The 24335-nt window shown below is 64.7% G+C and carries 20 protein-coding genes; 7 read left to right on the top strand and 13 right to left on the bottom strand.

Annotation, left to right across the window (positions count from 1 at the left end):
* Window positions 1-113 precede the first annotated feature (113 nt).
* Window positions 114-935: a phasin family protein gene (locus EOD43_RS08300; protein WP_127742871.1), complete on the bottom strand. Its 822-nt coding sequence runs from the start codon at window positions 933-935 to the stop codon at window positions 114-116.
* 190 nt (window positions 936-1125) lie between these two features.
* Window positions 1126-2898, bottom strand: coding sequence for a PHA/PHB synthase family protein (locus EOD43_RS08295; protein WP_127742869.1), 1773 nt, complete (start codon window positions 2896-2898; stop codon window positions 1126-1128).
* Between the two features lie 125 nt (window positions 2899-3023).
* Here EOD43_RS08295 and EOD43_RS08290 point away from each other — a divergent pair, with 125 nt between their 5' ends.
* Entirely contained in the window at window positions 3024-4232 is a 1209-nt protein-coding gene (locus tag EOD43_RS08290; RefSeq protein ID WP_127742867.1) for an LL-diaminopimelate aminotransferase, read from the top strand.
* Between the two features lie 79 nt (window positions 4233-4311).
* On the opposite strand, the gene EOD43_RS08285 is transcribed toward EOD43_RS08290, so the two are convergent.
* Entirely contained in the window at window positions 4312-4599 is a 288-nt protein-coding gene (locus EOD43_RS08285) for a hypothetical protein (protein WP_127742865.1), read from the bottom strand.
* A 244-nt stretch (window positions 4600-4843) separates the two neighbouring features.
* Between EOD43_RS08285 and EOD43_RS08280 the strand changes: the two genes are divergently transcribed.
* Complete coding sequence (locus tag EOD43_RS08280; protein ID WP_127742863.1) at window positions 4844-5314, top strand: DUF2721 domain-containing protein; 471 nt, start codon at window positions 4844-4846, stop codon at window positions 5312-5314.
* Between the two features lie 235 nt (window positions 5315-5549).
* Here the strand turns inward: EOD43_RS08280 and EOD43_RS08275 are convergent, their stop codons facing one another.
* From EOD43_RS08275 to EOD43_RS08265, 3 genes are read right to left on the bottom strand one after another with little or no spacing between them, the layout of a single operon-like run.
* Window positions 5550-6077, bottom strand: a complete 528-nt coding sequence (locus EOD43_RS08275; protein WP_127742861.1) for a hypothetical protein — start codon at window positions 6075-6077, stop codon at window positions 5550-5552.
* Between the two features lie 46 nt (window positions 6078-6123).
* A complete protein-coding gene (locus EOD43_RS23890; RefSeq protein ID WP_206363507.1) occupies window positions 6124-6888 on the bottom strand; it encodes a hypothetical protein in 765 nt (254 codons plus the stop codon).
* 47 nt (window positions 6889-6935) lie between these two features.
* The gene (locus EOD43_RS08265; protein ID WP_127742859.1) at window positions 6936-7451 is read right to left on the bottom strand and encodes a hypothetical protein; all 516 of its coding nucleotides are present in this window, start codon (window positions 7449-7451) and stop codon (window positions 6936-6938) included.
* A 128-nt stretch (window positions 7452-7579) separates the two neighbouring features.
* On the opposite strand from EOD43_RS08265, the gene EOD43_RS08260 reads away from it, so the two are divergent.
* From EOD43_RS08260 to EOD43_RS08250, 3 genes are read left to right on the top strand one after another with little or no spacing between them, the layout of a single operon-like run.
* Window positions 7580-8101, top strand: coding sequence for a hypothetical protein (locus tag EOD43_RS08260; protein WP_127742857.1), 522 nt, complete (start codon window positions 7580-7582; stop codon window positions 8099-8101).
* A 3-nt stretch (window positions 8102-8104) separates the two neighbouring features.
* Window positions 8105-8707, top strand: a complete 603-nt coding sequence (locus EOD43_RS08255) for a YdeI/OmpD-associated family protein (protein WP_127742855.1) — start codon at window positions 8105-8107, stop codon at window positions 8705-8707.
* A 31-nt stretch (window positions 8708-8738) separates the two neighbouring features.
* Window positions 8739-8981, top strand: coding sequence for a hypothetical protein (locus EOD43_RS08250; protein WP_127742853.1), 243 nt, complete (start codon window positions 8739-8741; stop codon window positions 8979-8981).
* A gap of 143 nt (window positions 8982-9124) precedes the next feature.
* On the opposite strand, the gene EOD43_RS08245 is transcribed toward EOD43_RS08250, so the two are convergent.
* The 6 genes from EOD43_RS08245 to EOD43_RS08220 form a co-directional block, all read right to left on the bottom strand.
* Window positions 9125-9970 carry an LLM class flavin-dependent oxidoreductase gene (locus tag EOD43_RS08245; RefSeq protein ID WP_240653119.1) on the bottom strand — a complete coding sequence of 282 codons (846 nt, stop codon included), beginning with the start codon at window positions 9968-9970 and terminating at the stop codon, window positions 9125-9127.
* A gap of 117 nt (window positions 9971-10087) precedes the next feature.
* The gene (locus tag EOD43_RS08240) at window positions 10088-11176 is read right to left on the bottom strand and encodes a PepSY-associated TM helix domain-containing protein (RefSeq protein ID WP_127744676.1); all 1089 of its coding nucleotides are present in this window, start codon (window positions 11174-11176) and stop codon (window positions 10088-10090) included.
* Window positions 11173-13335, bottom strand: coding sequence for a TonB-dependent receptor (locus EOD43_RS08235; protein WP_127742849.1), 2163 nt, complete (start codon window positions 13333-13335; stop codon window positions 11173-11175). The genes EOD43_RS08240 and EOD43_RS08235 overlap by 4 nt, the downstream gene beginning before the upstream one ends.
* Before the next feature lie 149 nt (window positions 13336-13484).
* Complete coding sequence (locus EOD43_RS08230; RefSeq protein WP_164857163.1) at window positions 13485-16061, bottom strand: TonB-dependent receptor; 2577 nt, start codon at window positions 16059-16061, stop codon at window positions 13485-13487.
* Between the two features lie 167 nt (window positions 16062-16228).
* A complete protein-coding gene (locus EOD43_RS08225; RefSeq protein WP_164857162.1) occupies window positions 16229-16648 on the bottom strand; it encodes a c-type cytochrome in 420 nt (139 codons plus the stop codon).
* Between the two features lie 8 nt (window positions 16649-16656).
* A complete protein-coding gene (locus tag EOD43_RS08220) occupies window positions 16657-18270 on the bottom strand; it encodes a flavin monoamine oxidase family protein (protein WP_127742843.1) in 1614 nt (537 codons plus the stop codon).
* Window positions 18271-18575: 305 nt separating this feature from the next.
* On the opposite strand from EOD43_RS08220, the gene EOD43_RS08215 reads away from it, so the two are divergent.
* Together EOD43_RS08215 and EOD43_RS08210 are read left to right on the top strand one after the other, a co-directional pair.
* Window positions 18576-20075, top strand: a complete 1500-nt coding sequence (locus EOD43_RS08215) for a hypothetical protein (protein ID WP_127742841.1) — start codon at window positions 18576-18578, stop codon at window positions 20073-20075.
* Window positions 20076-20091: 16 nt separating this feature from the next.
* Entirely contained in the window at window positions 20092-22104 is a 2013-nt protein-coding gene (locus tag EOD43_RS08210; protein ID WP_164857161.1) for an SUMF1/EgtB/PvdO family nonheme iron enzyme, read from the top strand.
* A 9-nt stretch (window positions 22105-22113) separates the two neighbouring features.
* Here EOD43_RS08210 and uvrB read toward each other — a convergent pair whose 3' ends face one another.
* Window positions 22114-24309, bottom strand: coding sequence for an excinuclease ABC subunit UvrB (gene uvrB / locus EOD43_RS08205; RefSeq protein ID WP_127742837.1), 2196 nt, complete (start codon window positions 24307-24309; stop codon window positions 22114-22116).
* Window positions 24310-24335 lie beyond the last annotated feature (26 nt).

Below are 24335 nucleotides of genomic sequence, written 5' to 3'. Positions count from 1 at the left end.
TGTCCCGAGCGCGGGCGGAGTATCCGTATCGGCGACAAAACGACAACCGGCCGTTCCCGCGCGGGGAACGACCGGTCGTTACGCCAAGATACTGGAAGCAGAAGCGCGGCGGATCAGGCCGCGGTCTTGAACTTCTCGGCCGCGAGCGCATAGCGGCTCGATAGCGGCTGGAACACGTCGCCGGCCAGCTTCAGCCAGGTCTCGCTGAGCTTCGACATTTCGGCGACGGCGCTGTCGAACGACGTCTTCGCATAATCGCTCTGCAGCTGGAACAGCTCGGTCGGGGTCTTGGCCATCGTCATGCTCTTGACGGTCGCCGACGCGGTTTCGAAGTTCTTCTTGCCATAGTCGGCCAGTTCCTGACCGATCGTCTCGGCACCCTTGGCGGCAGTCTTCGCCGAGGTGACGAAGGCTTCGAGGTTGCCCTTCGAGAATTCGGTGATTTCCTCGCCGACCTTCGAGCTCTTCTCAAAGGCGGTCTTCGCGCGATCGCTGATATCGGTGAACATCGTCTTGGCCTTTTCGGTCATTGCGGAGGTGGAAAATGGGGTTTCGAGCGCAGGCATCCCGGTCGGTCCTTTCGAAAGAGGCTTGGGCGTGGCCGCAGGCTTTGCGACCTTAGGGGCGGCAACCTTCTTGGCGGCGGGAGCCACCTTGACGGGAGCCGTCTTCACCGGCGCCTTCTTGACGCTCTTCACGGCCGGCTTGGCCGCCTTTGGCGCAGGAGCGGGAGTTGCGACGGCGACCGGCTTTGCCGGCGCGACGCTCTTGATCGGTTCGACCGCCTTGGGTTCTGCGGCCTTTACCGGTTCGGCAACTTTGACCGGGGCGACGGGCGCGGCCTTCGCCGCAACCGGTGCCGCCTTCGGCCTTTCGGCTTCCACGGACTTAACCGGCGCCTTGACGCCTGCCGCCGGGGTGATGTCGTCAGCCATTGCCCACCTGCTCCTGATGTTGCGATGCACAATACAGGAGGCGACGGATCAGGTCAAGTCTCATTGTGCGCTGCAACAAAGCAGAAGCACAACAGAGAAAATGGCGCTTTTCCGCTGTTGCCCCACCCCGCCAACGCGCATGCGATTGCGCGGTTCCGGCCTGTGGATAAAATTTTTCGAGACGCTTTTGTTACCGCATCCGCACATAGCGGCCGGGGGCATCCTCGATCGCCTTGAGCGGCCCCTTGCCGGGGACTCGCTTGCCCTTGGCCGGCACCTTCGGCCCCGATCGATCGGCGATCCAGCCAATCCAGTCGCTCCACCAACTGCCCGGCGTTTCGACGGCATTCGCCACGAAATCGGCAAAGCTGTCCGCGGCCGGATTGGTCCAATATTGGTATTTCTTCGCCGCCGGCGGATTGACCACGCCCGCGACGTGACCCGACCCCGCCAGCACGAAGCGCCGATCGCCGCGGAAATGATCCATGATCCGCCAGACGCTGGGCGCCGGGGCGATATGATCCTCACGCCCCGCCTGGATATAGGCCGGCGTCAGGATCTTCGTCAGATCGATCGGTACGCCGGCGATGCTCAGCGCGCCCGGCTGCACCAGCCGATTGTCGCGATACAGCGCCTGGATATAGTCGCGATGCCATTCGCCGGGCAGGTTGGTCGTATCGTTGTTCCAGTGGAGCAGATCGAACTCGGGATAATCCTCGCCCAGCAGATAATTCTGGACGACATAGTTCCAGATCAGATCGCGCGCGCGCAGCAGGTTGAACGAAGCGGCCAGGAAGCGGCCGTCGAGCACGCCCTTGTCCCCGGTCAGCATCGGCAGCATCGCCATCAGTTCGTCGCTCAGCAGATGCTTGAGCTCGCCCGCTTCCTCGAAATCGACCTGCGCGGTGAAGAAGGTGGCGCTGGCGACCTTCCCCGCCTCCCCCTTCGCGGCAAGATAAGCGAGCGTCATCGCGAGCACGCTGCCCGCCACGCAATAGCCGATCGTGTGGACGCTCTCGGCCCCCGTCGCCTTGCGCACGGCATCGATCGCATCGATCTGCCCGCCGATCACATAATCGTCCATGCCGATGCCTGCGATGCTCTCGTCCGCCGACTTCCATGAGACGAGGAACACGCTGATCCCCTGATCCACCGCCCAGCGCACGAAGCTGTTCCGCTGGTTGAGATCGAGGATGTAGAAACGGTTGATCCATGCCGGGAAGATCAACAGCGGGGTTTCGAACACCGTCTCGGTCGTCGGCGCATAATGGATCAGCTGATAGAGCGGGGTTTCGTGGATCACCTTGCCGGGCGTGGCGGCGATGTTGCGTCCCAGTTCGAACGCGCCCTGCCGGACCTGGGTCAGCTGCCCCTTGGTGATGTCGGCGAGCATATGTTCGAGGCCGCGCAGCAGATTCTGCCCGCGCGTTTCGAAGATGCGTTCCAGCACCTGGGGGTTGGTCAGCGGGAAATTGGCGGGCGACATCGCCTCGGTCACGGTGCGCATCGCGAAGCGGATCTTGTTGCGCACCTCGGGCTCGACCCCGTCGATCGCATCGACCGCGCGCATGAAATGTTCGCACAGCAGCAGATAGGCCTGGCGGATCACATCGAAGATCGGAGTCTGGCGCCACGCCTCGGCATTGAAGCGACGATCGCGGTCGGCGGCCTTCAGCGCCTCGACATCGCCCTTCATCAGGGCGGTCCACAGGCCCAGCGCGTCGCCCACGGCATCGCTCTGCAGATCGACCAGCCTGGTCGTGTCACCCATGATCGCGCCCATATCGGGGAACTGCATGTCGGGTAGCGGCAGGCTGCCGGCATCGGGCATGGCGTGGACCAGATGTTCCATGATCATCTGCTGCGCCTGTCCGACGACGCCGGTCCAGTGCTGGATTTCGGCAAGCGGCGGCAGCTCCGATACGGTCGTCTGCCTGCCCCAATCCTCGCCGAGATCACCCATGTTACGCTCCGCTGATTTTTTCACGGGCACGCCTGCCAATTCGGCGCGCCCGCGCGTATAAGCCGCTCCCGGTGACATTGGGCGATCGGCCCCGCGTCGCCAAGGAGCAAACACTAGGAATCGTCATGTCCGAGGAATTTTACCGCATCAAGCGCCTGCCCCCTTATGTCATCGCCGAAGTGAACGCGATGCGGGCAGCGGCGCGAGCGCGGGGCGAGGACATCATCGATCTTGGCATGGGCAACCCCGATCTGCCGCCGCCCCAGCATGTCATCGACAAGCTGGTCGAGGTGGCGCAGAAGCCCGACGCGCACGGCTATTCGGCGTCGAAGGGCATTCCGGGCCTCCGCCGCGCGCAGGCCGGCTATTATCAGCGCCGCTTCGGGGTCGACGTCGATCCCGAAACCGAAGTCGTCGTCACGATGGGGTCTAAGGAGGGGCTGTCGAGCCTCGCCACCGCGATCACCGCGCCCGGCGACGTCATCCTGGCGCCGAACCCGAGCTACCCGATCCACACCTTCGGCTTCATCATCGCCGGCGCCACGATCCGTTCGGTGCCGACCACGCCCGACGAACGCTATTGGGAGGCGCTCGATCGCGCGATGAAGTTCACGGTGCCGCGCCCGTCGGTGCTGGTGGTCGGCTATCCGTCCAACCCCACCGCCGAAACGGTCGACCTGGCCTTTTACGAACGGCTCGTCGCCTGGGCGAAGGAGCATAAGGTCTGGGTGCTGAGCGACCTCGCTTATTCCGAACTTTATTATGACGGCAATCCGACGCCTTCGATCCTGCAGGTGCCGGGCGCGAAGGACGTCGCGATCGAGTTTACGTCGATGTCGAAGACCTATTCGATGGCGGGCTGGCGCATGGGCTTCGCGGTGGGCAACAAGCAGCTGATCGCGGCACTGACGCGCGTGAAGTCGTATCTCGATTATGGCGCCTTCACGCCGATCCAGGCGGCGGCGGTTGCGGCGATCAACGGGCCGCAGGATATCGTCCAGAAGAATCGCGAACTCTACCAGCGGCGTCGCGACGTGCTGGTCGAAAGCTTCGGTCGCGCGGGCTGGGACATTCCGCCGTCGCGCGCGTCGATGTTCTGCTGGGCGCCGCTGCCGCCGGCGGTCGCACATCTGGGCAGCCTCGAATTCTCGAAGCAGCTCCTGACGCATGCGGGCGTCGCGGTAGCGCCGGGCGTCGGTTATGGCGAGGACGGCGAAGGCTTCGTCCGGATCGCGATGGTCGAGAATGAGCAGCGCATTCGCCAGGCTGCGCGCAACGTGAAGAAGTATCTGCAGTCGATGGGCGTTAATACGCCCGCGCGAAACGCGGGCTAAAATCCGCCGATTTGTGCGGCGCACAAACAAAAAGGCCGCGGAGTGATCCGCGGCCTTTTCAGTTTCGATCGGTGAGCGATCAGCGGGTAGCCAGCGGGCTTTCCGAGCTGTTCGCAGCCGCGGTCTGGACCTTCGGCGCAGCGAAGGCGACGGCGGTGCCGGCATAGTTGCCCGAGACGCGGCCGTTGCGGACGCGCAGCGAGAACGCCTTGCCCGACTGGTCGGTGCCGTTGACGATCGCGACTTCGCCGGCCTGCTTGACTTCGTAGGTGTAGGTCTGGCCGTCGCGGGTGAAGCTCTGGGTTTCGGCGAGCGCCGGAGCGGCGATCGCGGAGGTCAGGATGGCGAGAGCAACAATCTTCTTCATCAGAAAACTCCTTTCGATTTGAGCCGTCAGCGTCCTCAATCTTGTTGCACTGCGAAATGGAGGATCAGCCGGTTGATCGCAATTGAAAGGATTGCGCCTACGGATGCATAAAATGCAACCAATGCGATTTGTGCAATTATAATGGATGATAAATATCGGATTTCCGCCATTCCTGACATGGGCGTAAGTAGAAACCCGGACGGACGCGCTTGACCGAAAAAGTGCCCGCGCGCACCTTTTCGCCATGCTTCCGATCCTTCCCGTGCTGCCGACCGACATCGCGCACGTCATCCAGACCGCGCTTGCGCCCGTCTTCCTGCTCACCGGCATCGGATCGATTCTGAACCTGCTGGCCAGCCGCCTGTCGCGCATCGTCGATCATGCCCGCCGGATCGAACGTGAGTTCACCCCCGTCGGCGATCCGATTCACGAAAAGCAGGTGAAGCGGCTGCGGCTGCTGGACAAGAGGATGCGGATCGTCGGCAACGCGATCTTCCTATGCACCGCCAGCGCGGTGCTGATCTGCATCGTGGTTGCGGGGCTGTTCGTCGCCAACCTGCTCGAACTCGGCTTCGGCCGGTTGACGGCGTCGCTGTTCGTCCTGGCGATGCTGCTGCTGATCGCGGGGCTGACCCTGTTCTTGATCGAGGTGCGCCTGGCGGTCCACGCCGTCCAGGTCGAAGATGCGCTGCTGGAGCGCGAAGGTCGAAGCTGAATTAAAGCTACCAGATATGAAAAAGGACTGCCGGGCGAGCCCGGCAGTCCCCTTACATGGTCAGCGGCCGGAAGGTGCCGGCCCGGAAGACCCCTGGCGCTTCGTTAGAAGCGCGTCTCCCGAACGGACAGAACCGACCCCCACGCTGAACCATGAGACATCGGATCACCTCCTTTCGCAATGTTGCCGAGGACTCGAATGTGGGTCATCCTGCGGTTGCGAACAAGTCTTGATTTTAAGACGCTTGTCGACAATCCTCTACCGCCCGCGCCGGTTCGGCCCAGGCCGGTACGATCACCGGCGCCAGCCCCGCACCCATCACCGCAAAGCGCCCCCGGCTATAGCCGATCCGATCGAGCAGATTGTCGCGCGCGGAGATCCGTGCGCCTGTCATCATCTTCCCGTCATGCGAAAGCCCACCTGCGGGAAGGGTCGCCGCGCCATAGGAGGTGGTGACGGTCAGGCTGGTCGCCGCCCCCTGCCGCATGATCGCGATCGTCCGCGCGGTCTTGTCGCACGCGATCACCAAAGCGGGCTGAGCGCCGGCCGCGCCATAGACGGCGTAGGATTGCGCCGTGCCGGGAACGTAGCGCCATGTGCCCGCAGTCAGCGGCGCGTCGCGCCAGTCGCGCGGCGGCGTCACCGCGACGGGGACCGGCGGCGGCGCCACGGTCGGCACCGGCTTGGCAACCGGAGCGGGGGTTGTGCAGGCGGCGAGGAGCGCAAGGCCGAGCGCCGGCCCGGCAAGACGAAAACGGATCATCGATGCTGCATGCGCGAAACGAACCGACAAGGGAAGCCTGTCGCGATCAGGCGCCCCGCCCGCGGCACTGACGGATGAGCCGCGCGACATCGCCGTTGACCGGCAACACCGTCGGCGCGCCCGCCACGACCTGCGCCTCGATCGCCTGCCCCTGCCCCGCCACCGCATCGAACAGCTGGTGGCGCGCAGGCAGGACCATCGAGATCGTGCCGCCGGCGGTGCGTGAATAGGTCGCGTCGAGCCGCGCGGTGACCGAACCAGCGCGCATATATTGCCCGCCAAAGCCCTGCGGATCGCCGGTGCGCACCGCGATGAACTCGATCTGCGCGCGCCCGGTGTTGCAGGAGAGCGCATAATCCCACGCGCCGCCGGTGCGCGTGTAGATCACGGCCGGGCCGTCGCCGAGGCGCGGGACATAATGCCAGTTGTTCGCCAATCGCGAGTCGTTCGAACGCCGCTGGACCGGGGCCGGGGCGGGCGTCGGTTCAGAAACCGCAGCAGCAGGTTCGGGCGCAGGCGCGGCGGGAGCAGGCTCGGCCGTCGCGGGGGGAGCCGCCGGCGGTGGCGCCTCTGCTGCCGGGCCGTCGATCGGCCCCAGCGCGGTTTCGGTGCCGCCGTCGTCGAGAGGCGTCTCGTCGGCCAGCCGTTCCTGCCCCGCCGTGACCAGCGGCTCGCGCTCGCCAGTCTTCATATAATTGGCGACCGCCCAGGTGCCGACGAGGATCAGCAGCGTGCCGACCAGCACCAGACGGCGGATCCACACCGCGCGGGATGTGGGCTTACGGACGAGAACGGGCGGCGGATAGACCATGCGGGGAGGCTAACCGCTCGCGCCCCGCCCCGCAACGCAGATGATCGTCAATCGGCGTTGAACGCCGCCGCGCTGATCCCCACCGCGCGCATGTTCGCATCCTGGCTGACCGACAGCGCGTAAGACACCGAATGGCGCTTCGTCTCGGTATGATCCTCATCGTCGATCGTTTCGGTGCGCAGATCGTCGGCGCCGGGCATCTGGTTCGCCTTGATGATGCTCGACAGCGTGCGGCAATCGGCGCCCAGCCCCGGCCCGAAAGCATATTGGAGCAGATATTCGCCGTCGGGCACGCCCTCGATCGTCATCGAATCCGAGTGCGCGATGTAAAAGCTGGCGGCGAGCTTGCCGGTTTCGACATGGCGCAGCTTGACCACGGCATCGCTGTCGCTGTCGTTCGAAATGTCGATCGCATGGCCTTCCTCGGCCAGCTTCAGGTCGCCCGCAAGCCGCGCACCGGTCGCGGGCGGCGTCGCGCAGGCGGCGGCCTGTGCCAGTGCGGTTCCGCTCCAAAACGTCATCAAACCCGCGCCCAGCAGCGCGATCCCATCCGTCTTTCGCATCGTCAAAGCCCCCCGGCCTAAGCTTCGCCCACCTTGGCGCACAGCATCCTTAGCGGCAAGGTCATCATCATTGCCCCCGCCGTCGAACCCCTGCATAACCCTTTATAAAATTCGAGAGGGGAGATTTCATGTCGAGTGAGGGACAGGCTGCGCCAGGCGCGCTGAAGGCGGCGATCATCGTGGTCGTGCTCATTCCGCTGGTGGCGGGCTACATGGTCCTTGGAAGCACGATCGGCATCGTCCATCTGTGGTCCGGCTTCCTGTTCACGCTCTATTGGTCGGCGATCCACCATGCGAGCCCGGCCGCCTATTGGCCCGATCTGCTCGGCGCGCTGATGGGGGTCGGCTATGCCTTCCTGTGCCACTGGCTGCCGATGCAGGGCACCGCAGGCGGCATCGCGCTGCTGGCGATCCTGTGCGTGACGACGTGGATGCTGATCCGGGGCATGCTGCCATTGATCATCAATCTGGGGCTGATGCTGTTCCTGACGGTTTGCACGATTCCGATGGTGGGTGCGTCGAACGATCATCTCAACATCGCGATCGGCGTCGTTTACGGCGCGGCCTATAGCGGGCTGCTGTTCCTGGCGGCGACGAACCTGGGCAAGCTGCGCGCGAACCGCGCTCCGGCCCCCGCTCCGGCGGAATAAGCCATGAGCGTCGACGACCGTATCGACGCTTATATCGCCAAGGCGGCGCCCTTTGCCGCGCCGATCCTGACCCACCTGCGTGGCGTGGTGCATGCGGCCTGCCCGCAGGTGGAGGAGACGATCCGCTGGGGCATGCCCAGCTTCACCTATAAGGGGTCGATCCTGTGCCAGATGGCGGCGTTCAAGGCGCACGCCTCGTTCGGTTTCTGGCAGCGCGAACAGGCGACGGGCGAGGCCCCGGCGAAGGACAAGGATGCGATGGGCCAGTTCGGCCGGCTCACCAGCGTTGCCGATCTGCCCGCCGACGCCGACCTGAAAGCGATGATCGCGCGGGCGATGGCGCTGATCGACACGGGCGCGAAGACGCCACGGCCGATCAAGCACCCCAAGCCCCCGGTCGCCCTGCCCGACGATCTGGCCGCCGCGCTCGCCGCCGTGCCGGCCGCGCAGGCGACCTATGACGGCTTTCCCGAGGGGCAGAAGCGCGAATATGTCGAATGGGTCGTCGAGGCCAAACGCGCCGAGACCCGCGCGGGCCGCATCGCCAATGCGGTCGAATGGATGGCGGAGGGCAAGCGCCGCAACTGGAAGTACGAACGCTGCTGAACCCCCGCCGCGCTTCGGGCGTTGGCAGGATATGACCGATATCATTCGAGGCGACGGACAGGATCTGGTCGCGGCGGTCCGCGCCGCCGCAGCCGCGCACCGGACCACCTGGGAAGCGATGGTCCCCAACCATTTCGAGGTCAATCTCGACATGGAGGCGGCCGAAGAGGAAGCCTATGCGGAAATGGCGCGCGCCAAGGCGATCCTGCGCGACCATATCTGCAAAACCTACGGCATCTCGATCCGCGAACTGAGCAGCCTGGCGATGCCGTAGCCCATCCCAAATCCTCCCCCGCCAGGGGGAGGTGGCGCCAAAGGCGACGGAGGGGGAGGATACGAAACCTCCTATTGGCCGCCGCCCTCCCCCTCCGTCAGCTTACGCTGACACCTCCCCCTGGCGGGGGAGGGTGGAGAGGGTCAGAGCTTCGCCATCACATTATCCGCGAAGCGCACATAATCGGCGATCTTCTCATCGAGCGGCTGGGTGTCTTCCTCGTTCGCATACATGTTGCGGAAGGCGACAGGCATGTCGGTGACGCCCAGATCCTCCATGCGGCGCACATAATCGGGCGTGACCTCATCATAGGTGCGCGCGAAAATGCGATAGGGCTTTGCCGCCGTCCCCGCCTCGTCGCGATAGCCGCGCAGCTTTTCGATCAGGGCGACGAAATCGTCATAGGCGCCGCCCGCATAGATGAACCCGTCATGCAGCGCCGCGCGGCGGAGCGCGGGATCGCTGTGCCCGCCGACCAGGATCGGCAGCGGGCGGCTTCCGACCGGGTTAATCTTCACCGACTGCATGTCGTAAAACTCGCCGTGAAACTCGAAATAGTCGCCGGTCGCGAGGCCGCGGACGATCTCGATACATTCATCGAGCCGCTTGCCGCGCTTGGCATAATCGACCCCCATCGCCTGATAATCGTCGGGCCAGACGCTCAGCCCCACGCCGAAGTTGAACCGATCCCCGCTCAGCGCGTCGACCGAGCAGGCGAGCTTCGCCGAATAGAGCGGCTGGCGGACGGGCAGCTTGACGACGTTGGTGGTGACTTCGAGCCGGCTGGTCGCGGTCAGGATCGCCGAGGAGAGGATGAAGCTTTCGACGAACGGCTTGTTCTCGAGGAAATCACGGCTGCCGTCGCTATTATAGAGATATTCGGTGTCGGACGCCTGCGGGTAGATCAGGCTGTCGGGCACCAGAAAGCCGGCATAGCCCGCCTCCTCCACCGCCTTGGCGAGCGGGATATAGTTGGCGATGGCCGTCATGGCCTCGGAACAGTGGAAGCGCATTTTTATCCTCTCCGCGATGTGCGTGACATCGTGTCAAGGGAGAGGTCGGCCTTTGTCGAGGCTTATCGATCGGCTTCCGAGGGGGCGAACCCCCTATGCGGCTTTGGCCACCTGCGCCGGCCGTTTCCTAGGCTTCGGCTTGGGCCGCGCGAACCAGAAGCTCCAGGCCGCAAGGCTGCCGAGCAAGGTGAGCGCCAGGCCCGACAGCGTCATCACCAACCGATAGGCAAGCCCGCCCACCTTCGCCGCGTGCAGCGGATAGATGAGATTGAATCCCCGGACCTGCAACGGCTGCGCAAGGGCATCGCGCGTTTCGACCAGCCGCCCGCTGTCGGCCGCGAACCAGAGCATCGTCCGTCCGTTGGGCAGCCATTCGGCCGGCTGGCGCATCCGCACCGAGATCAGGCCGCTATCCTTGCGCGGCAGGCTGACGATCCGCAGTTCAGCGTCCGGAAAGCGTGCATGCGCGGTCCGGACGATCGCGGCCCAATCCACGTCGGGCGACAGCTTCGCCGACGGCGCCTTGGGGGCCTTGTTCGCCTTTTCGATCGCCGCAGGGGCTCCCGGCCCGAGCACGAGCGTCGTCACCGGCCGGAAGATGAAGGCGATGCCGGTGTAGAGCGAGAGCAGCAGCAAAGCGGCGGCCATGATGCCGAGATCGCGATGATGGCGCAGGATCGCCGGCCGGCTGAACCGGCGCGGCAGCAGGCGCGCCTCGAACGTCCGCCGCGTCCGCCACCACAGGATCGTGCCCGAAACCACGAAGAACAGCCCGCATATCCCGGCGATGCCGATCACCACTTCGCCCGCATCACCAGCGAACAGATGATGATGGAAATCGAACATCCAGATTTCGGGCCGCGCCCATTGGCTGTCCCAGCGGGTGACGATGGTACCCGCCTGATCGGCATAGGCGCCCGCCCCCTTCGCAAAGGTCAGCCGATCGAGGCCGAAACTGTCACTGGCATAGATGATCGACTGCGGCCGCGCATCGGGCGACGCCATCATCCGCGCCGTCGCGCGGGCGACCGCGTCGAAATCCTCCACGCGCGCATCTTCGGCGTGCGGCAGCATGATCCATGCGTCGCGGTGGACGAGGATCGCGCCGGACAGGCCCAGCAGGGCCAGCACCAGTCCGATCAGCCCGCCCGTCCAGCGGTGCAGCGTGTCGAGCGTCTTCAGAAGCGGTAGTCCCAACCCAGCGTGAAGGTGCGACCGCGCCCGGCGAAATAGGCGAAGTTGTCGGTCGGCAGCCGCGTGTCGCTGCTATAATCGATATATTGCTTGTTAAAGAGGTTCGCGACCGAAAGGCTGATCCCGCCCAACCCGGTCTGATAACGGACTGAGGCATCGGTGATCTGATAGCCGCCAAAGTCGTTCCGCGGATCGCGCACCAGCCCCTTGAACGTGCGGCTGAGATAATATTGCGTCTGGACCCGCGCCGACACCCGCCCAGCGATGTAGCTCGCGGCCAGGTTCAGGCGATCGGGCGAGATGTTGGTGCCGTCCAAATCGGTATCGACCTTGCCGTCGGGCACCGTGCTCGCATCGTAGCGGCCCGACAAATGGGCGTAACCGACATTGAGCTTGAGCCCTTCAATCGGCATGCGGATGCCCGCATTCAGCTCGATCCCGTGGATTTCGACCCGCTGGCGCTGCACGTCGAAAATGCCGTTGGCCTGCGCAATCAGCAGCTGCCCCTTGTCGCTCGACGACCAGAAATAGGTGACGCTGGCATCGAGCGGCCCCTGCTTCACCTCGACCCCGATCTCGCGATTGTTCGAGATGATCGGGCTGATATCGAGGAAGGTATCGATGTCGACATTGGCGCGATTGACCGCGCGGGTGATGCGGCCGACGTCGGGCACGGTGAAGCCTTCCGCATAGCTCGCATAGGCGCGGATGCCGCTCCACGGTTCGAAGATGATGCCACCGTTGAACAGGACGTCGCTGAACTTGGGCTTCCCGCCCGCGACGGTGACGCCACCCGCCGGCGTCGTGGTCGATGCCAGCGTCGTATAGTCGTCGATCTTGATCTGGACATTTTCCCAGCGCGCGCCGCCCGCCAGGCGCAGCTTCTTGTCGAACAGCGCGAGGTTGAACTGGCCGAAGGGCGCGAGGCTGCGGAAATCGGTCGGCGGAACCCAGATGCGGCCGGTGGCGATCAGCCGCTGCTCGGTCTTGTCGAACAGCGTGTCGAAGCCGCCGGTGAGTGTCAGCGCCTCGAAACCAGGGACGGCGCGTTCATAGCTGATCTTGCCGCCCAGCTTGCGCGACCGGTTCTGCGACTGATCGATCAGCGTGCCGATCGGCGCGAGGCGCACATCCTGGAAGGTGGCGATCGCGTTGACCTCGGCCCCGAAGGTGTCGCGGGTGCGGTTGAAGAAGATCTGGCTGACGAAATTGCCACCGCCCAGCGCCGTGTCCGTCACCGACAGGGCAACGCTTTCGGTGCGGCTGCGCGCGGATTCGCCCGGTGGCGTGCCCTTGATCGCGCTGGTCGGACGCCCGGTGAGGCGATTGCCCGCGATCGCGACATAATCGCCATCGCCCTTCAGCTCGTAACGACTGGCGATCAGGTCGATCCGCCCGGTGCCGCCAAGCTGATAGCCGAAGCGGCCGAACAGGTTCAGCGTCTTCGAATCCTGGGTTTCACCCTGCGTCAGATTGACGCCGATGACGCGGCCATCGCCGTCGAAGAAGGCGCCGCGCTTTTCATAGGCCACGCCGACGCTCGCGTCGAAACGATCCGCCTTATACTGGACGAGCCCCGCGACCTTGCCGCCGGTGCCATCACCGTCGAAGCCGTTATTGGCCGTGCCCTGCACGAGCGCGCGGCCCGAAATACCTTCCTTCTTCGGCGCGCCGACCGTCACCTGATTGACGATGCCGCCGGTGCCGCCAATCCCCTGCAGTGCGTTCGAACCGTAGATCAGCTCGACCCGATCGACGAAGAAGCCATCGATCGTGAAACCGTCGCGGCTGCCGTCGCGCAGCGGGGTGGTCTGCGGGATGCCGTTGATCGCATAGAGCGGCGAACGGCCACGCAACGTTTCGCCCGCACCCGAGAGCTTCTGTCGCGTCGGCGAGAAGGACGGCGTCAGGTTCGACACGGCATCCACCACCGATCCCGAAATCGCGATCTGCTGATCGAGGGCCGCCTTGTCGATCAGGTCGATCGTCAGCGGCAGCGCGTTGACCGGTAGCGCGGAGCGTGCGGCGGTGACGATGATGTCGCTGCCGTCGCCTTGCGCAGCATCCGGCGCGGTCGACTGGGCAGATGCCTGCACGGCGATCGCCAGCGACAGGGCGGAAACCGCAGAACTGATGGTGCGACGCATTTTATATCCCCTTTTGGGGCGCGCCTAACCGATCGACTGCGTTATTGCAATTCATTAGCAAGACAGAACGATCCGATGACCGGCACCCCGAACTTTTGGGATGCCGGCCATCGTCTGCATTCGCTGTTGGAAGCAGCCAGCCGATAGCCTTAGTAGGCCGCCGACAGGGTCAGGAACCACTGGCGTGGCGCGATCGGATAGGCCGAATAGCTGTTGGTCGCCGATCCGATCGAGAGCGACGATGCGCCCTTCTTCTTCGTGATGTTGGTGACGTTGAGCGAGATTTCGGCCTTGCGCAGCGGGATCAGATTTTCGGGGATCTTCGCGGCAATGCGGCCCGACAGCAGGAAGTAGGACTTCACGCTGGCGTCGTTGCTGAACGTCGCGAAGCGGCGGCCGACATAGTCGCCGATCAGTTGCGCTTCGAACGGGCCGACACCGGCGGTGGCGACCGTCTTGTTCATCCACTTGGGCGTGCCGGGCAACTGCTTGCCGCACGTCGGAACGATGCCGTTCACGACCAGGAAACCGCCGATGCAGGTGTTGCTGGCGGCGCCTATGCCCGACGCGGTCGACGTATAGTCGTTCTGATATTTGGCCAGGCTGTACGACACCGCATTGTAGAGCGAGAAGCCCTTGTAGCGCACCGTGAACGCCGCATCGACGCCGTCGGTCTTGACGTCGCCGACGTTTACCAGCGTCGACGTGCCGCCGGTGATGCCGCTGCCCGCGATACCGCCCGGATTGGTCGGGATCGCAAGCAGACGATCGCTGAAGTCGACATGGTAATAATTGACCTGCGCGTTCAGCGAGACGCCGTTGTCGAAGCTGCGGTTCGTGCGCAGGCCGATTTCGTAGGTCCAGCTGCTTTCCGGCTTGCCGTCCTTGGCAAAGGCATCGAACGCCGGCTGGCTGCCCGTGAACCAGGGGCCGCCGCCGCCCGCCAGATAGGCCTGATACTGGCGCAGGTTCTTCTGGACGTTGAAATAGACCTGCTCATGCCCGTTGAAGTCATAGGTCGCGCCGATCGCGGGCAGGAACCAGCGTTTCGTGTTGATCTTGCCTTCGGGCAATGCGGTCGTGCCGCCCAGCGAACCGACGCGCGGCTGCACCGGATAACGGCCGTCGGCCCATTGCGCGCTGGTCTTGAAACCGCCCTGGATCAGCAGCTTTTCGGTCGCCTGCCAGCTGTCCTGAATGTGGAGCTGCAGGTTATAGATGGTCGCATCGCCCTGATATTGCGTGAACAGCGGGGTCATCACGTCGCGCGGGCGGACATAAGGCGTGCTGAGTTCGGGCTGTGCCACGGGCACGGCATACCAGCGGCGCCACTGCGTCGTGCTGTTATGTTCGAACCAGCCGCCCAGTTCGATCTTGTGCGTGCCCAGATCGACGTTCAGCGCCACGATCGCGCCTTCGCGATCGATGCGATATTCGGTGGTGCGGGTGATCAGCCCCGAACCGCCCGTCGCCGCGACCAGCGCCGCGCCGGCGGCGGTCGCCTGCGCCGCGGTGATCCCCGTGCAGGCCGCCGGGCGCACGCCATTGGCGTTCGCGGCGAAGCGGCAATTGGTGGGGATCGTCGCATAGTTCGGATCAAGATAGGGCTGCGCGGTCGTGATCGACTGACCCAGCGGGCCCGCGACGACGCCGGCGCCGTCATTGTGGTGATAATAGCCGGTCGTCGACAGGCGCACCTTGTCGCTCAGATTGGCGTCGTAGCGTAGGTAAGCGAGATAATCGGTGCGCTGCGCATCCGAATAATAGTTGCGATAATTGCTGCCCTCGGCCGCCGGCGAATTGCCCGCAGCGCTCAGATAGGAGGTCCGGTAGGTCGTCAGATCGGGGTAGAAGAAGGGCTTGGTATAAGGCGTGAACAGCTGCACCGCCGTCGCCGTGCCCCCCGCCGATGGCTTGAAGAAGACGGTCGCGTCCTCGTTCGGCTGGGTCATGTCGTTATAGTCGAAATAGGCGGTCAGCTTGCCGACCGAGTCCTCGTGGACGAACTTGGCGTTTGCCTGATAGCCGCCCTGCTTGCCGTTGAAGTCCCACGCGCGGGCGCGCTGGCGGGCGCCCGAGATATAGGCCGAATTGCCGTTGCCGAAGGTGCCGCTGTCGACGCGAACGAAGGTGCGCGCGGTATCGTAGCTGCCGAAGGTGTGCGCGGCCTGGATGCCCATCCGATCGAGCGGATCGGACGAGAAGGTTTCGACCGTGCCGCCCAGATTGCTGTTCGACGGGGTGGCGAGATCGCCCGCACCCGCCGACACGACGACGCGGCTGACATTTTCGGAGATGACCGCGCGCTGCGGCGACAGGCCGTTATAATTGCCATAGCTCTGATCGCCCAGCGGGATGCCGTCCATCGTGTAGCCGAGCTGGTTGGCGGCGAAACCGTGGATGAAGATCTGCGCGTTCTGCTCGTTATAGCCCCACGGATCGGCGGTGATGTAGAGCACGCCCGGCAGCGTCTGGATCGCCTTCAGCGGCGAAACGCCCGGCAGGATCTTCTGGATCTCGGTCTGCGGGATCGCGGTCGCCGATCGCGTCGCCTTGGCGGTGACAAGGATCATCGCATTGGTTTCGACGACGCTCACGCTGTCGGCGCTGTCGTCCACCGCAGGCGCGGTGGCGGATGCGGTCTGCGCGACCGCGGCGTTGGCGTAGAAAAGCGCGCCGGCAAGCGCGAGCAGGCTGGTGGTCGGTCGGATCACAAAGTCCCCCATGAGTGATCGTTGCTGCAATGCAGAACGGAGGACGATGTGCGCCCGGACGATGCCAATCCGACGACGCTTCAGTTACCAATCGGAGACTCAAACGATTCCGAGCAACAATTGAGAAAGGCGCGGACCGGGCACCCTGCCCGACCGCGCCTCCCCCACTTAACCTGCGTTTATTCCTCGCTTTCGGGCGTCAGCCGCTTCACGTCGTCGACCGTTATCGGCGGCGAATAGGCATTGCCGAAATGGCCGCGCACATAGGTCGCGACGCTGGCGATCTGTTCGGGCGACAGCATGCCGTTGAAGGTGGGCATGCCGCCGCGTCCCTTGACGATCGTGCTGACCATCCAGTCGGCATCGGCCAGCTTGGCATTCTTCGCCAGCGCCGGGATCGCCGCCGCGCCCGAACCGCCCTCGCCCGCCGGCATGTGGCATGCCTGACAGACTTCGCGATAGACGGCCTCCCCGGTCGCCCCGCCCGCGCCCGGATCGTGCCCCGACGTGTCGCCCGTCCCCTGCGCGAACACGCCGGCGGCGGAAGCCAGCGCCGCGGTGGCGATCACCGCGAGGACGGCTTTGCGCTGCTTGTCCATGCCCCGCATCACGCAGCCTGCGCCATTGCGTGGAGCCGCTGGATCGCGTCGAGCGAGGAGAGCAGCGACGCCTCCATCCACGCGCCGATATAAGACGCATGTTCGCCGGCCAGGACGAGGCGGCCATCGATCTTCACCAGGTTCTGATAATGCGCCTTGCGCGCCTCGTCGTTCCAGCTGGTCGCACAGGCCGCGATCCAGGGGAGCCGGCTCCACGCCACCGCGGTGCCGTTCATAAACTCCTTGCGATAGCTTTCGGGGTGGAAGACCGAACCCTGCTTCAGCGCCTCTTCGACGCGCTGTTCCGGGGTCATGCCGCCGAAGGCATAGGCCGCCGCGCCGCCCGCATAGGCGCCCAGCAGCACCGCCGGCCCCTTCTTGAAGAAGCCCCAGCTGGGATAGCTCAGCTGCGAGATCGACTGGTTGGTGAAGCTGTGCCCGCCATAGATCTTCTCATCCTCCTCCCAGAAGCGGCGCTTCATTTCGAGACCGACCTTGCAGGACGAATGATAGGGCACGCCCTTGATGGCGGCGATCATCTCGGGGCTGGCCTGCACCTCGATCTGGCTCAGGATCGTCAGCGGGATCGTGCAGACGCAATAGTCGGCCGATGCCGTCTTGACCGCGCCACCCTTCGACAGATCCTCATAGCTGATCGTCACGCCGCTGTCGGACTGCGCGATCTTGGTCACCTTGGCATTGTAGGTGATCATGCCGGGCAGCTGCTTGGCGAAGCCCTTGCCGATCATGTCCATGCCGCCGACCGGCTGGAACATCGAGGTCTGCATCACATTGTTGAAATAGAAGGCGTTCGTCATCCACATGCGTGGATCGAGCACGTCGGTAAGCCCGTACGGCTCCGACGGGATCGGCGCGCCGTTGACGCCGCCGCCCGGCGGACGATCATAGCCGCGCGACGACGAGGTGCGCAGGCTTTTGACGTACTTCATATCCTTGTCGAGGATGCCCCAGCCCTTCATGGCTTCGAGCAGCTTGTCCTTGTCCTCCTTGGTCACGCTGTCGTCGAGCGCGCCCTTGTTCACCGCCTTGGCGAGCAGTTCGGCGACATGGCCCTTGAAGTCGGCGCCGACCGCGCCGTAGCGCACCGGCTTACCGCCGAACGCCTTGCTGCTGTGGACATAGCCATTGTGGTTGATCTGGACGAACGGCTCCAGCGCGACGCCGAATTCCTGGCAGTAATGCAGCACCGCCTCGTGGTGATATGGGATGCGCCACGGGCCGGGGTTCAGATAATTGCCGGGCGAGAAGCCGACCTTCTGCACCGCGCCGCCGATTTCCTGAATGACGTCGCCACCACGCACCGTCCAGTTACGGCCGCCGGGGCGGTTCTGATATTCAAGCAGCCGGACCTTGTAGCCCGCCTTCATCAGCTCATAGGCGGCGAGCATGCCCGCAAGGCCCGCGCCGAGGACAAGGACCGAAGCCCCCTTCTTCGCACCGCTCAGCTTGGGCGGGCCGCGGAACTGGCTCGGCTCAGCATGCCCCATCGCGGTCATCGCATGATAGAGCGCCGCCGCACCGCCGGCCTTGCCGATCGCGGTGAGAAGCTGACGGCGGCTGGGAACGAACGCGCCGGCCGGGGACGAAGTGGGATCGGTCATCAATGGCTCCGCAGGAAGCTTGGTTGCTATTCTCCTTATTCCGCCTGCGTTTCGGGGATCGTCATTGCGACCTTATCGTTGCCGGCCATCTTTCATCAGAATCGATGACGTGACCTGTCAGGAAACGTGCGAGCAAAGTTGCTGCAACGCAATACGGTTCGTGGGCGATGCGACGAATTGTGGTGCCCGATGCCCGATTGCGACACTTTCTCCCCCATTCGGAGGGGGGCCGACCCGAACACACTTTGTTACTTGTCGCCCCCGCAGGCGCCGCCTTAGGCTGGGTGTCGAGTGGGGGTATCGTAATGGGCATTTCGACGATGATCGTCGCGATGCTCGCGGCCGGAGTTGCGGACGCGGGCGCGCCAAGAATGCTGTCGCCCGGCGTCGCCGCGCAGGGCACGATCGCAACGGCATCGCCCCGCGATGAGGAAGGACGCCCCTTCGGCTGCTTCGCGCTGATGACCAAGCCGGGCGAACATTACGACATCCGCATGAATGCGCAGGGCTTTGCCGGCGAAGTCCGCGTGGCGCGAGGGGCGCGATGCGATGCCGCCGCGCTCCAGCGCAAGGAGGGCGCGCGCTTCACCCTGGCGGCGGCGGGCGGCCGATATCTTCTGATGGCGCGGGGCGCGAGCGCGAACAGCCGGGGCGGATATTCGCTGATCGCCACGCCCAAGATCGTGCCCGTCGCCCAGGCAGAACCGGATCCCCAACCCGCTCCGATCGCCAACGCGGAGCCCGTAGTCGAAGCTGCACCGTCGACGCGCGCCGGCAAGGATCGCAAGGCGCTGATGATGGCGCAGGTCGAGCAGCGCCGCGCCGTAGTGGAGGCCGCACGGCAGGCCGAGGAGGAGCGCCGCCGCCTTGCGGAAGAACAACGCCGGTTGGCCGAAGAACAGGCGCGTGCCGAGCGCGAAGCGCAACTCGCCGCGGAGGCGAACCGTCCCGACAATACGGGCATGATCATCGGCGCATTCATGGGCGCGCTCAACAGCGGCCTGCAGGACATGGCCCGCCAACAGGCCGCCGATCGCGCCCAGCAGGCGGCATTCAACGCGCAGCAGGCGCAGATCCGCGCGCGCCTGCAAGCCGAACAGGCGCAACGCCAGGCCGCCGCCGAAGCATCGCGCCGCGCGGTCGAGGCGCGTCAGGCGGCGCAGGCGCAGGCCCAGCGCGATGCCGTCGCCAACAACGCCCGCATCCTTGCCGCGCGGCAGGCCAATGCGTCGGGGCGGCCGGCACAGCAGAGCAGCGTCCAGCAAATGCCCACCGCAGCGCCGCCCGCCCGGATGGCGAGCGCGAATACGACAGTGCGCTCCGTGCCGCAAACTGCGGTTCGCGCCACGCCGCAGACGACTGGCCCATCGGGCGCGAGCTTTGTGCCTCCGGTTCCCAGCACGCCGCCCCCTGCCCCTGTCCGGCAAGCGCAGCGCCCCGCCCCGCCGCCGCCCAAAAGCTATCCCCCGGTGCCCGAAGCGGTGTCGGTGTGCATCTCGAGGGGCGAAGGACGCTATACCTGCTTCCACTCCTCGAGTTCGCCGGGACATGCAGTCGGTCCCAACGCCGGGCCTGGATATGAAACACCCGAAAAATGGCTGCGCTGGGTGGGCAATTGCAGCACGCCCGGCCCGGCCTTGCATCTGAACGATGGCGGGATCGCCTGGGGCTGCGGCTATGGCGTGTCGGGCGATCTGGTCGACGCTGCGGTGACATCAGGCACGCAGGTCCAGGGACGCGGGACATTTTATTGCGGTCGTGACGAACAATATTGCCGCCGGCGGACGCCGACGGGAACGCGCTGAGAACGGGGGAATGACGGTGACGAGCATTTGGGCGATGCGGATCGGTGCGCTCCTGCTGTGGTGCGCCATTCTGGTATCTGGCACGGCCCCCGCCTCCGCCGCCGAGGCCCCCGCCGAACCGCCGGCGATTGCCGGACTGACGCTGGGCAGCGCGATCGGCGGCGACAAGAATGCCAACACACGCTGGGGTTCGAACGCCGCAGCGCGCTACTTCATCGAATTGCTGCGCGAGAAGCTGACCGGCGGACGCAACCGGCTCGATGTGGAGATGATTTCGCAAAGCCTGACGAACTCGCAAATCCGATACAAGGTGACCACGCCCGACGGCCAGGTGATCTTTGACGAGAATATGCCCACCGCCATTCCGATGCCCTTTTTCGACGATGGCGGGAAAGGCGCTGTGCGCCAGTCGCTTGTAGATTTCGCGAGGGCCTATGCGGAGGTGCAAGCTGGCGGCGTTCGCAAGCCGACCGAACGGACGGTCGCATCAATGGCTGGCAAGGGTTTCCTGGGCGCAGCTACAACCCACTTCAATCCTCTCGGTTTCAGCGCCGCTGGCGACTATGTAATGAGCCTCTATGCCGGAGGCCCAGCGGCGAGCGCCGGCCTCCAGCAGGGTGACCTGATGACATCGATCGGCGGGCAGAAGCTCAACAGCGCCAAGACCCTGGTCGAGATCGTCGCGGAAATGGCCCCCGGCACCTCCGTACCTGTCGAGATCAAACGCGGCGATCAGGTGATGACGATCAATGTGACGCTCGGCGCTTGGCCGTCGGAAAAGGACCTGAAGGACGACAAGCCCGCGACCATTTTGGATTGGCCGGGCGCCGCCGGTCAGGCGGGCCAGATCACGATGAAGATGAACCCGGCCGAATGGACGCAGACCGACCCGGACCTCGTCAGCCAATGCTATCGCTTCCCGACCACCAAGAACAGCCAGTGGACGTTCGAAACCTGGGCCGAGGCGAAGCAGCCCGGTCTCCTCATTTTCATCGTTGCGGGCGACGACTGTTCAACGGCGACGCCTGTGGCCGGATCCGGCATGTCTCGCAACAACGGATACTTCGTCAGCTATGGCAGCTTTGTCGCCGGCGGCGGCCCCTATCTGGCGCGGATCAGCATGCCGCTTACGTGGCAGGGTAAACCGGTCAGCTTAGGCAAACTGAACGCCGCGCTTACCCGAGGAAAGGACAATATCGTCGGCGCCGTCGCGACCGCCGAGCAACTGCGCACCGCCGCCGTCAAGAAGATCGAATCGAGCGAGGATGGGCGCACCAGCGCGTCGATGATCGCGCCGACCGCGCCGGCACGCGCGCGAGGCGCCGTCATTCAGGATTGCGAACTGTGTCCGGCGATGGTCGTGCTGCCTGCGGGCAGCTTCACGATGGGATCGACCTCGGCTGAGATGGACCGCAAGCCTAATGAGGGGCCGACCCGCACCGTGCGGATCGCCAATGCCTTCGCGATGGGCAAATATGAAGTGACCTTCGACGAATGGGACGCCTGCGTCGCCGAAGGCGGCTGTGCGCGTGTCGCCGACAATGGTTGGGGCCGTGGCAAGCGCCCGGTCGTCAACACGACATGGTTCGACGCGCGCCGCTATGTCGAATGGCTGAGCAAGAAGACGGGCAAACGTTATTTCCTGCCGTCCGAGGCCGAATGGGAATATGCGGCGCGCGCGCGGACATCGACGCCGTGGAACACCGGCGACGCGGTCCTGACCGACGACGCCAATATCCTCGACAGCTATAAGCAGACAGTACCGGTCGGCGGCTTCCCGCCCAACGCCTTCGGCTTGTACGACATGCACGGCAACGCATCCGAATGGACGCTCGATTGCGTCGACGTCGGCTATTTCGGCGTCGGCAGTGACGGCGCGCCCAACATCACCCCCGGCTGCCCGATGCGGGCGGTGCGCGGCGGCAGTTTCCACAACGAACCCGCCGACGTGCGCAGCGCCCGCCGCATGGCGGTCGCCGCCGAAGTCAAAAGCACGTCATCGGGCTTCCGCGTGGCGCGGGCTTTGTAAGAAAGCCCGCTAGCGCCGCCCCTTCGCGGCCTTCGCCTTGCGGGCATTGCCGTAACGCGTCGTGCGCGTGCCCGGCTTGCCGCCGGTAGCGTGCGCCTTGACCGGGGCGTAATGCTCGTCGACCGGCAGGCCGAGTTCTTCCTGCTCCAGCTTGCGGATCTCGTCGCGCAGGCGGCCGGCCTCCTCGAACTCCAGATCGGCGGCGGCGGCGCGCATCTTGGCTTCGAGTTCCTCGATATACGCGCGCAGATTGTGGCCGACCATGTGGGGCCGGTCCTCCAGCCCCGTGTCGACCGTCACCTGATCCTTCGACGCCAGATGGCCGACGATGTCGGTGATGTTGCGGCGGATCGTTTCCGGCGTGATGCCATGTTCAGCATTGTACGCCTGCTGCTTCTCGCGGCGGCGCTGCGTTTCCGCCATCGCGCGTTCCATCGATCCGGTGATGCTGTCGGCATAGAGGATCACGCGCCCGTCGACGTTACGCGCCGCGCGGCCGATCGTCTGGACCAGCGAGGTTTCGGAACGCAGAAAACCTTCTTTGTCCGCATCGAGGATCGCGACGAGGCCGCATTCGGGAATGTCCAAACCTTCGCGCAGCAGGTTGATGCCGACCAGAATGTCATAGACGCCCAGCCGCAGGTCGCGGATCAGCTCGATACGCTCCAGCGTCTCGACGTCCGAATGCATGTAACGGACCTTGAGACCCGCCTCGTGCAGATATTCGGTCAGATCCTCGGCCATCCGCTTGGTGAGCGTGGTGACGAGGATGCGATAGCCCTTCTTCGCCGTCTCACGCGCTTCGTGAACGAGGTCGTCGACCTGGCTTTCAATCGGGCGGATTTCGACCGGCGGATCGATCAGGCCGGTCGGACGGATCACCTGTTCGGCAAAGACGCCGCCGGTCTGCTCCATTTCCCAATTGCCGGGGGTTGCGGAGACATAGACGGTCTGCGGGCGCATCACCTCCCACTCGTTGAAGCGCAACGGGCGGTTGTCGATGCAGCTGGGCAGGCGGAAGCCATATTCGGCGAGCGTGATCTTCCGCCGGTGATCGCCCCGCGCCATGCCGTTGATCTGGCCGATCGTCTGATGGCTCTCGTCGATAAAGAGAAGCGCATTGTCGGGCAGATATTCGAACAGGGTGGGCGGCGGCTCACCGGGCATGCGGCCGGTGAGGAAGCGGCTGTAATTCTCGATCCCCGCGCACGAACCGGTGGCGGCGATCATCTCCAAATCGAAATTGGTGCGCTGCTCCAGCCGCTGCGCCTCCAGCAATTTGCCCTCAGCCTGAAGTTCCTTCAGCCGCTCGGTCAGTTCGAAGCGGATCGCCTCGCTCGCCTGCTTCATCGTCGGCCCCGGCGTAACATAGTGGCTGTTCGCGAACACCCGGACCGAATTGAGGCTCGCCGCCTTCTTGCCGGTGAGCGGATCGAACTCGACGATCTCCTCGATCTCATCCCCGAAGAAGGCGACGCGCCACGCGCTATCCTCATAATGCGAGGGGAAGATTTCGAGATTGTCCCCGCGCACGCGGAAATTGCCGCGCCCGAACGCGGCGTCGTTGCGCTTGTACTGGAGCGCGACGAGCTTCCTGATGATCTCGCGCTGATCGACCGTCTGGCCCTTCTTCAGATCGAAGATCATCGCCGAATAGGTTTCGACCGAACCGATACCGTAGAGGCACGAAACCGACGCGACGATCAGCACGTCGTCGCGTTCGAGCAGCGATCGGGTGGCCGAATGGCGCATCCGATCGATCGCCTCGTTCACCGAGCTTTCCTTCTCGATATAGGTGTCCGACCGCGGGACGTACGCCTCCGGCTGGTAATAGTCGTAATAGCTGACGAAGAATTCGACCGCATTGTCGGGGAAGAATTGCTTGAACTCTCCGTACAGCTGCGCGGCGAGAATCTTGTTGGGCGCGAGGACCAGCGCAGGGCGCTGCAGCCGCTGCACAACGCTCGCCATCGTGAAGGTCTTGCCCGAACCGGTGACGCCCAGCAGCACCTGATCGCGCTCCCCCGCCTCCGCCTGCGACACCAGTTCGGCGATCGCGGTCGGCTGGTCGCCCGACGGCTCGTACTCGGACACGAGCTTGAACGCCTTGCCGCCCTCAGTCTTTTCGGGGCGCTCGGGGCGGTGCGGGATGAAGCTTTGGCCGGTATCCGGCTCGTCGAGTGTGGTGCGGATCTGGATGACCATGACGCCAATATGGGGCACGGACGCCT

The organism is Sphingomonas crocodyli (assembly GCF_004005865.1).
Classification (GTDB): Bacteria; Pseudomonadota; Alphaproteobacteria; order Sphingomonadales; family Sphingomonadaceae; genus Rhizorhabdus; species Rhizorhabdus crocodyli.
This window is presented reverse-complemented; position numbering and strand designations above follow the sequence as displayed.

Excerpts from the sequence above, each read along its gene's own strand:
- EOD43_RS08235 (WP_127742849.1), bottom strand. The coding sequence starts at position 13,335 with ATGCGTCGCACCATCAGTTCTGCGGTTTCCGCCCTGTCGCTGGCGATC.
- EOD43_RS08255 (WP_127742855.1), top strand. The coding sequence starts at position 8,105 with ATGAGCGTCGACGACCGTATCGACGCTTATATCGCCAAGGCGGCGCCC.
- EOD43_RS08260 (WP_127742857.1), top strand. The coding sequence starts at position 7,580 with ATGTCGAGTGAGGGACAGGCTGCGCCAGGCGCGCTGAAGGCGGCGATC.
- EOD43_RS08215 (WP_127742841.1), top strand. The coding sequence starts at position 18,576 with ATGGGCATTTCGACGATGATCGTCGCGATGCTCGCGGCCGGAGTTGCG.
- EOD43_RS08295 (WP_127742869.1), bottom strand. The coding sequence starts at position 2,898 with ATGGGTGATCTCGGCGAGGATTGGGGCAGGCAGACGACCGTATCGGAG.
- EOD43_RS08245 (WP_240653119.1), bottom strand. The coding sequence starts at position 9,970 with ATGACGGCCATCGCCAACTATATCCCGCTCGCCAAGGCGGTGGAGGAG.
- EOD43_RS08265 (WP_127742859.1), bottom strand. The coding sequence starts at position 7,451 with ATGCGAAAGACGGATGGGATCGCGCTGCTGGGCGCGGGTTTGATGACG.
- uvrB (WP_127742837.1), bottom strand. The coding sequence starts at position 24,309 with ATGGTCATCCAGATCCGCACCACACTCGACGAGCCGGATACCGGCCAA.
- EOD43_RS08275 (WP_127742861.1), bottom strand. The coding sequence starts at position 6,077 with ATGATCCGTTTTCGTCTTGCCGGGCCGGCGCTCGGCCTTGCGCTCCTC.
- EOD43_RS08250 (WP_127742853.1), top strand. The coding sequence starts at position 8,739 with ATGACCGATATCATTCGAGGCGACGGACAGGATCTGGTCGCGGCGGTC.
- EOD43_RS08290 (WP_127742867.1), top strand. The coding sequence starts at position 3,024 with ATGTCCGAGGAATTTTACCGCATCAAGCGCCTGCCCCCTTATGTCATC.
- EOD43_RS08225 (WP_164857162.1), bottom strand. The coding sequence starts at position 16,648 with ATGGACAAGCAGCGCAAAGCCGTCCTCGCGGTGATCGCCACCGCGGCG.
- EOD43_RS08220 (WP_127742843.1), bottom strand. The coding sequence starts at position 18,270 with ATGACCGATCCCACTTCGTCCCCGGCCGGCGCGTTCGTTCCCAGCCGC.
- EOD43_RS08230 (WP_164857163.1), bottom strand. The coding sequence starts at position 16,061 with ATGGGGGACTTTGTGATCCGACCGACCACCAGCCTGCTCGCGCTTGCC.
- EOD43_RS08300 (WP_127742871.1), bottom strand. The coding sequence starts at position 935 with ATGGCTGACGACATCACCCCGGCGGCAGGCGTCAAGGCGCCGGTTAAG.
- EOD43_RS23890 (WP_206363507.1), bottom strand. The coding sequence starts at position 6,888 with ATGGTCTATCCGCCGCCCGTTCTCGTCCGTAAGCCCACATCCCGCGCG.
- EOD43_RS08285 (WP_127742865.1), bottom strand. The coding sequence starts at position 4,599 with ATGAAGAAGATTGTTGCTCTCGCCATCCTGACCTCCGCGATCGCCGCT.
- EOD43_RS08280 (WP_127742863.1), top strand. The coding sequence starts at position 4,844 with ATGCTTCCGATCCTTCCCGTGCTGCCGACCGACATCGCGCACGTCATC.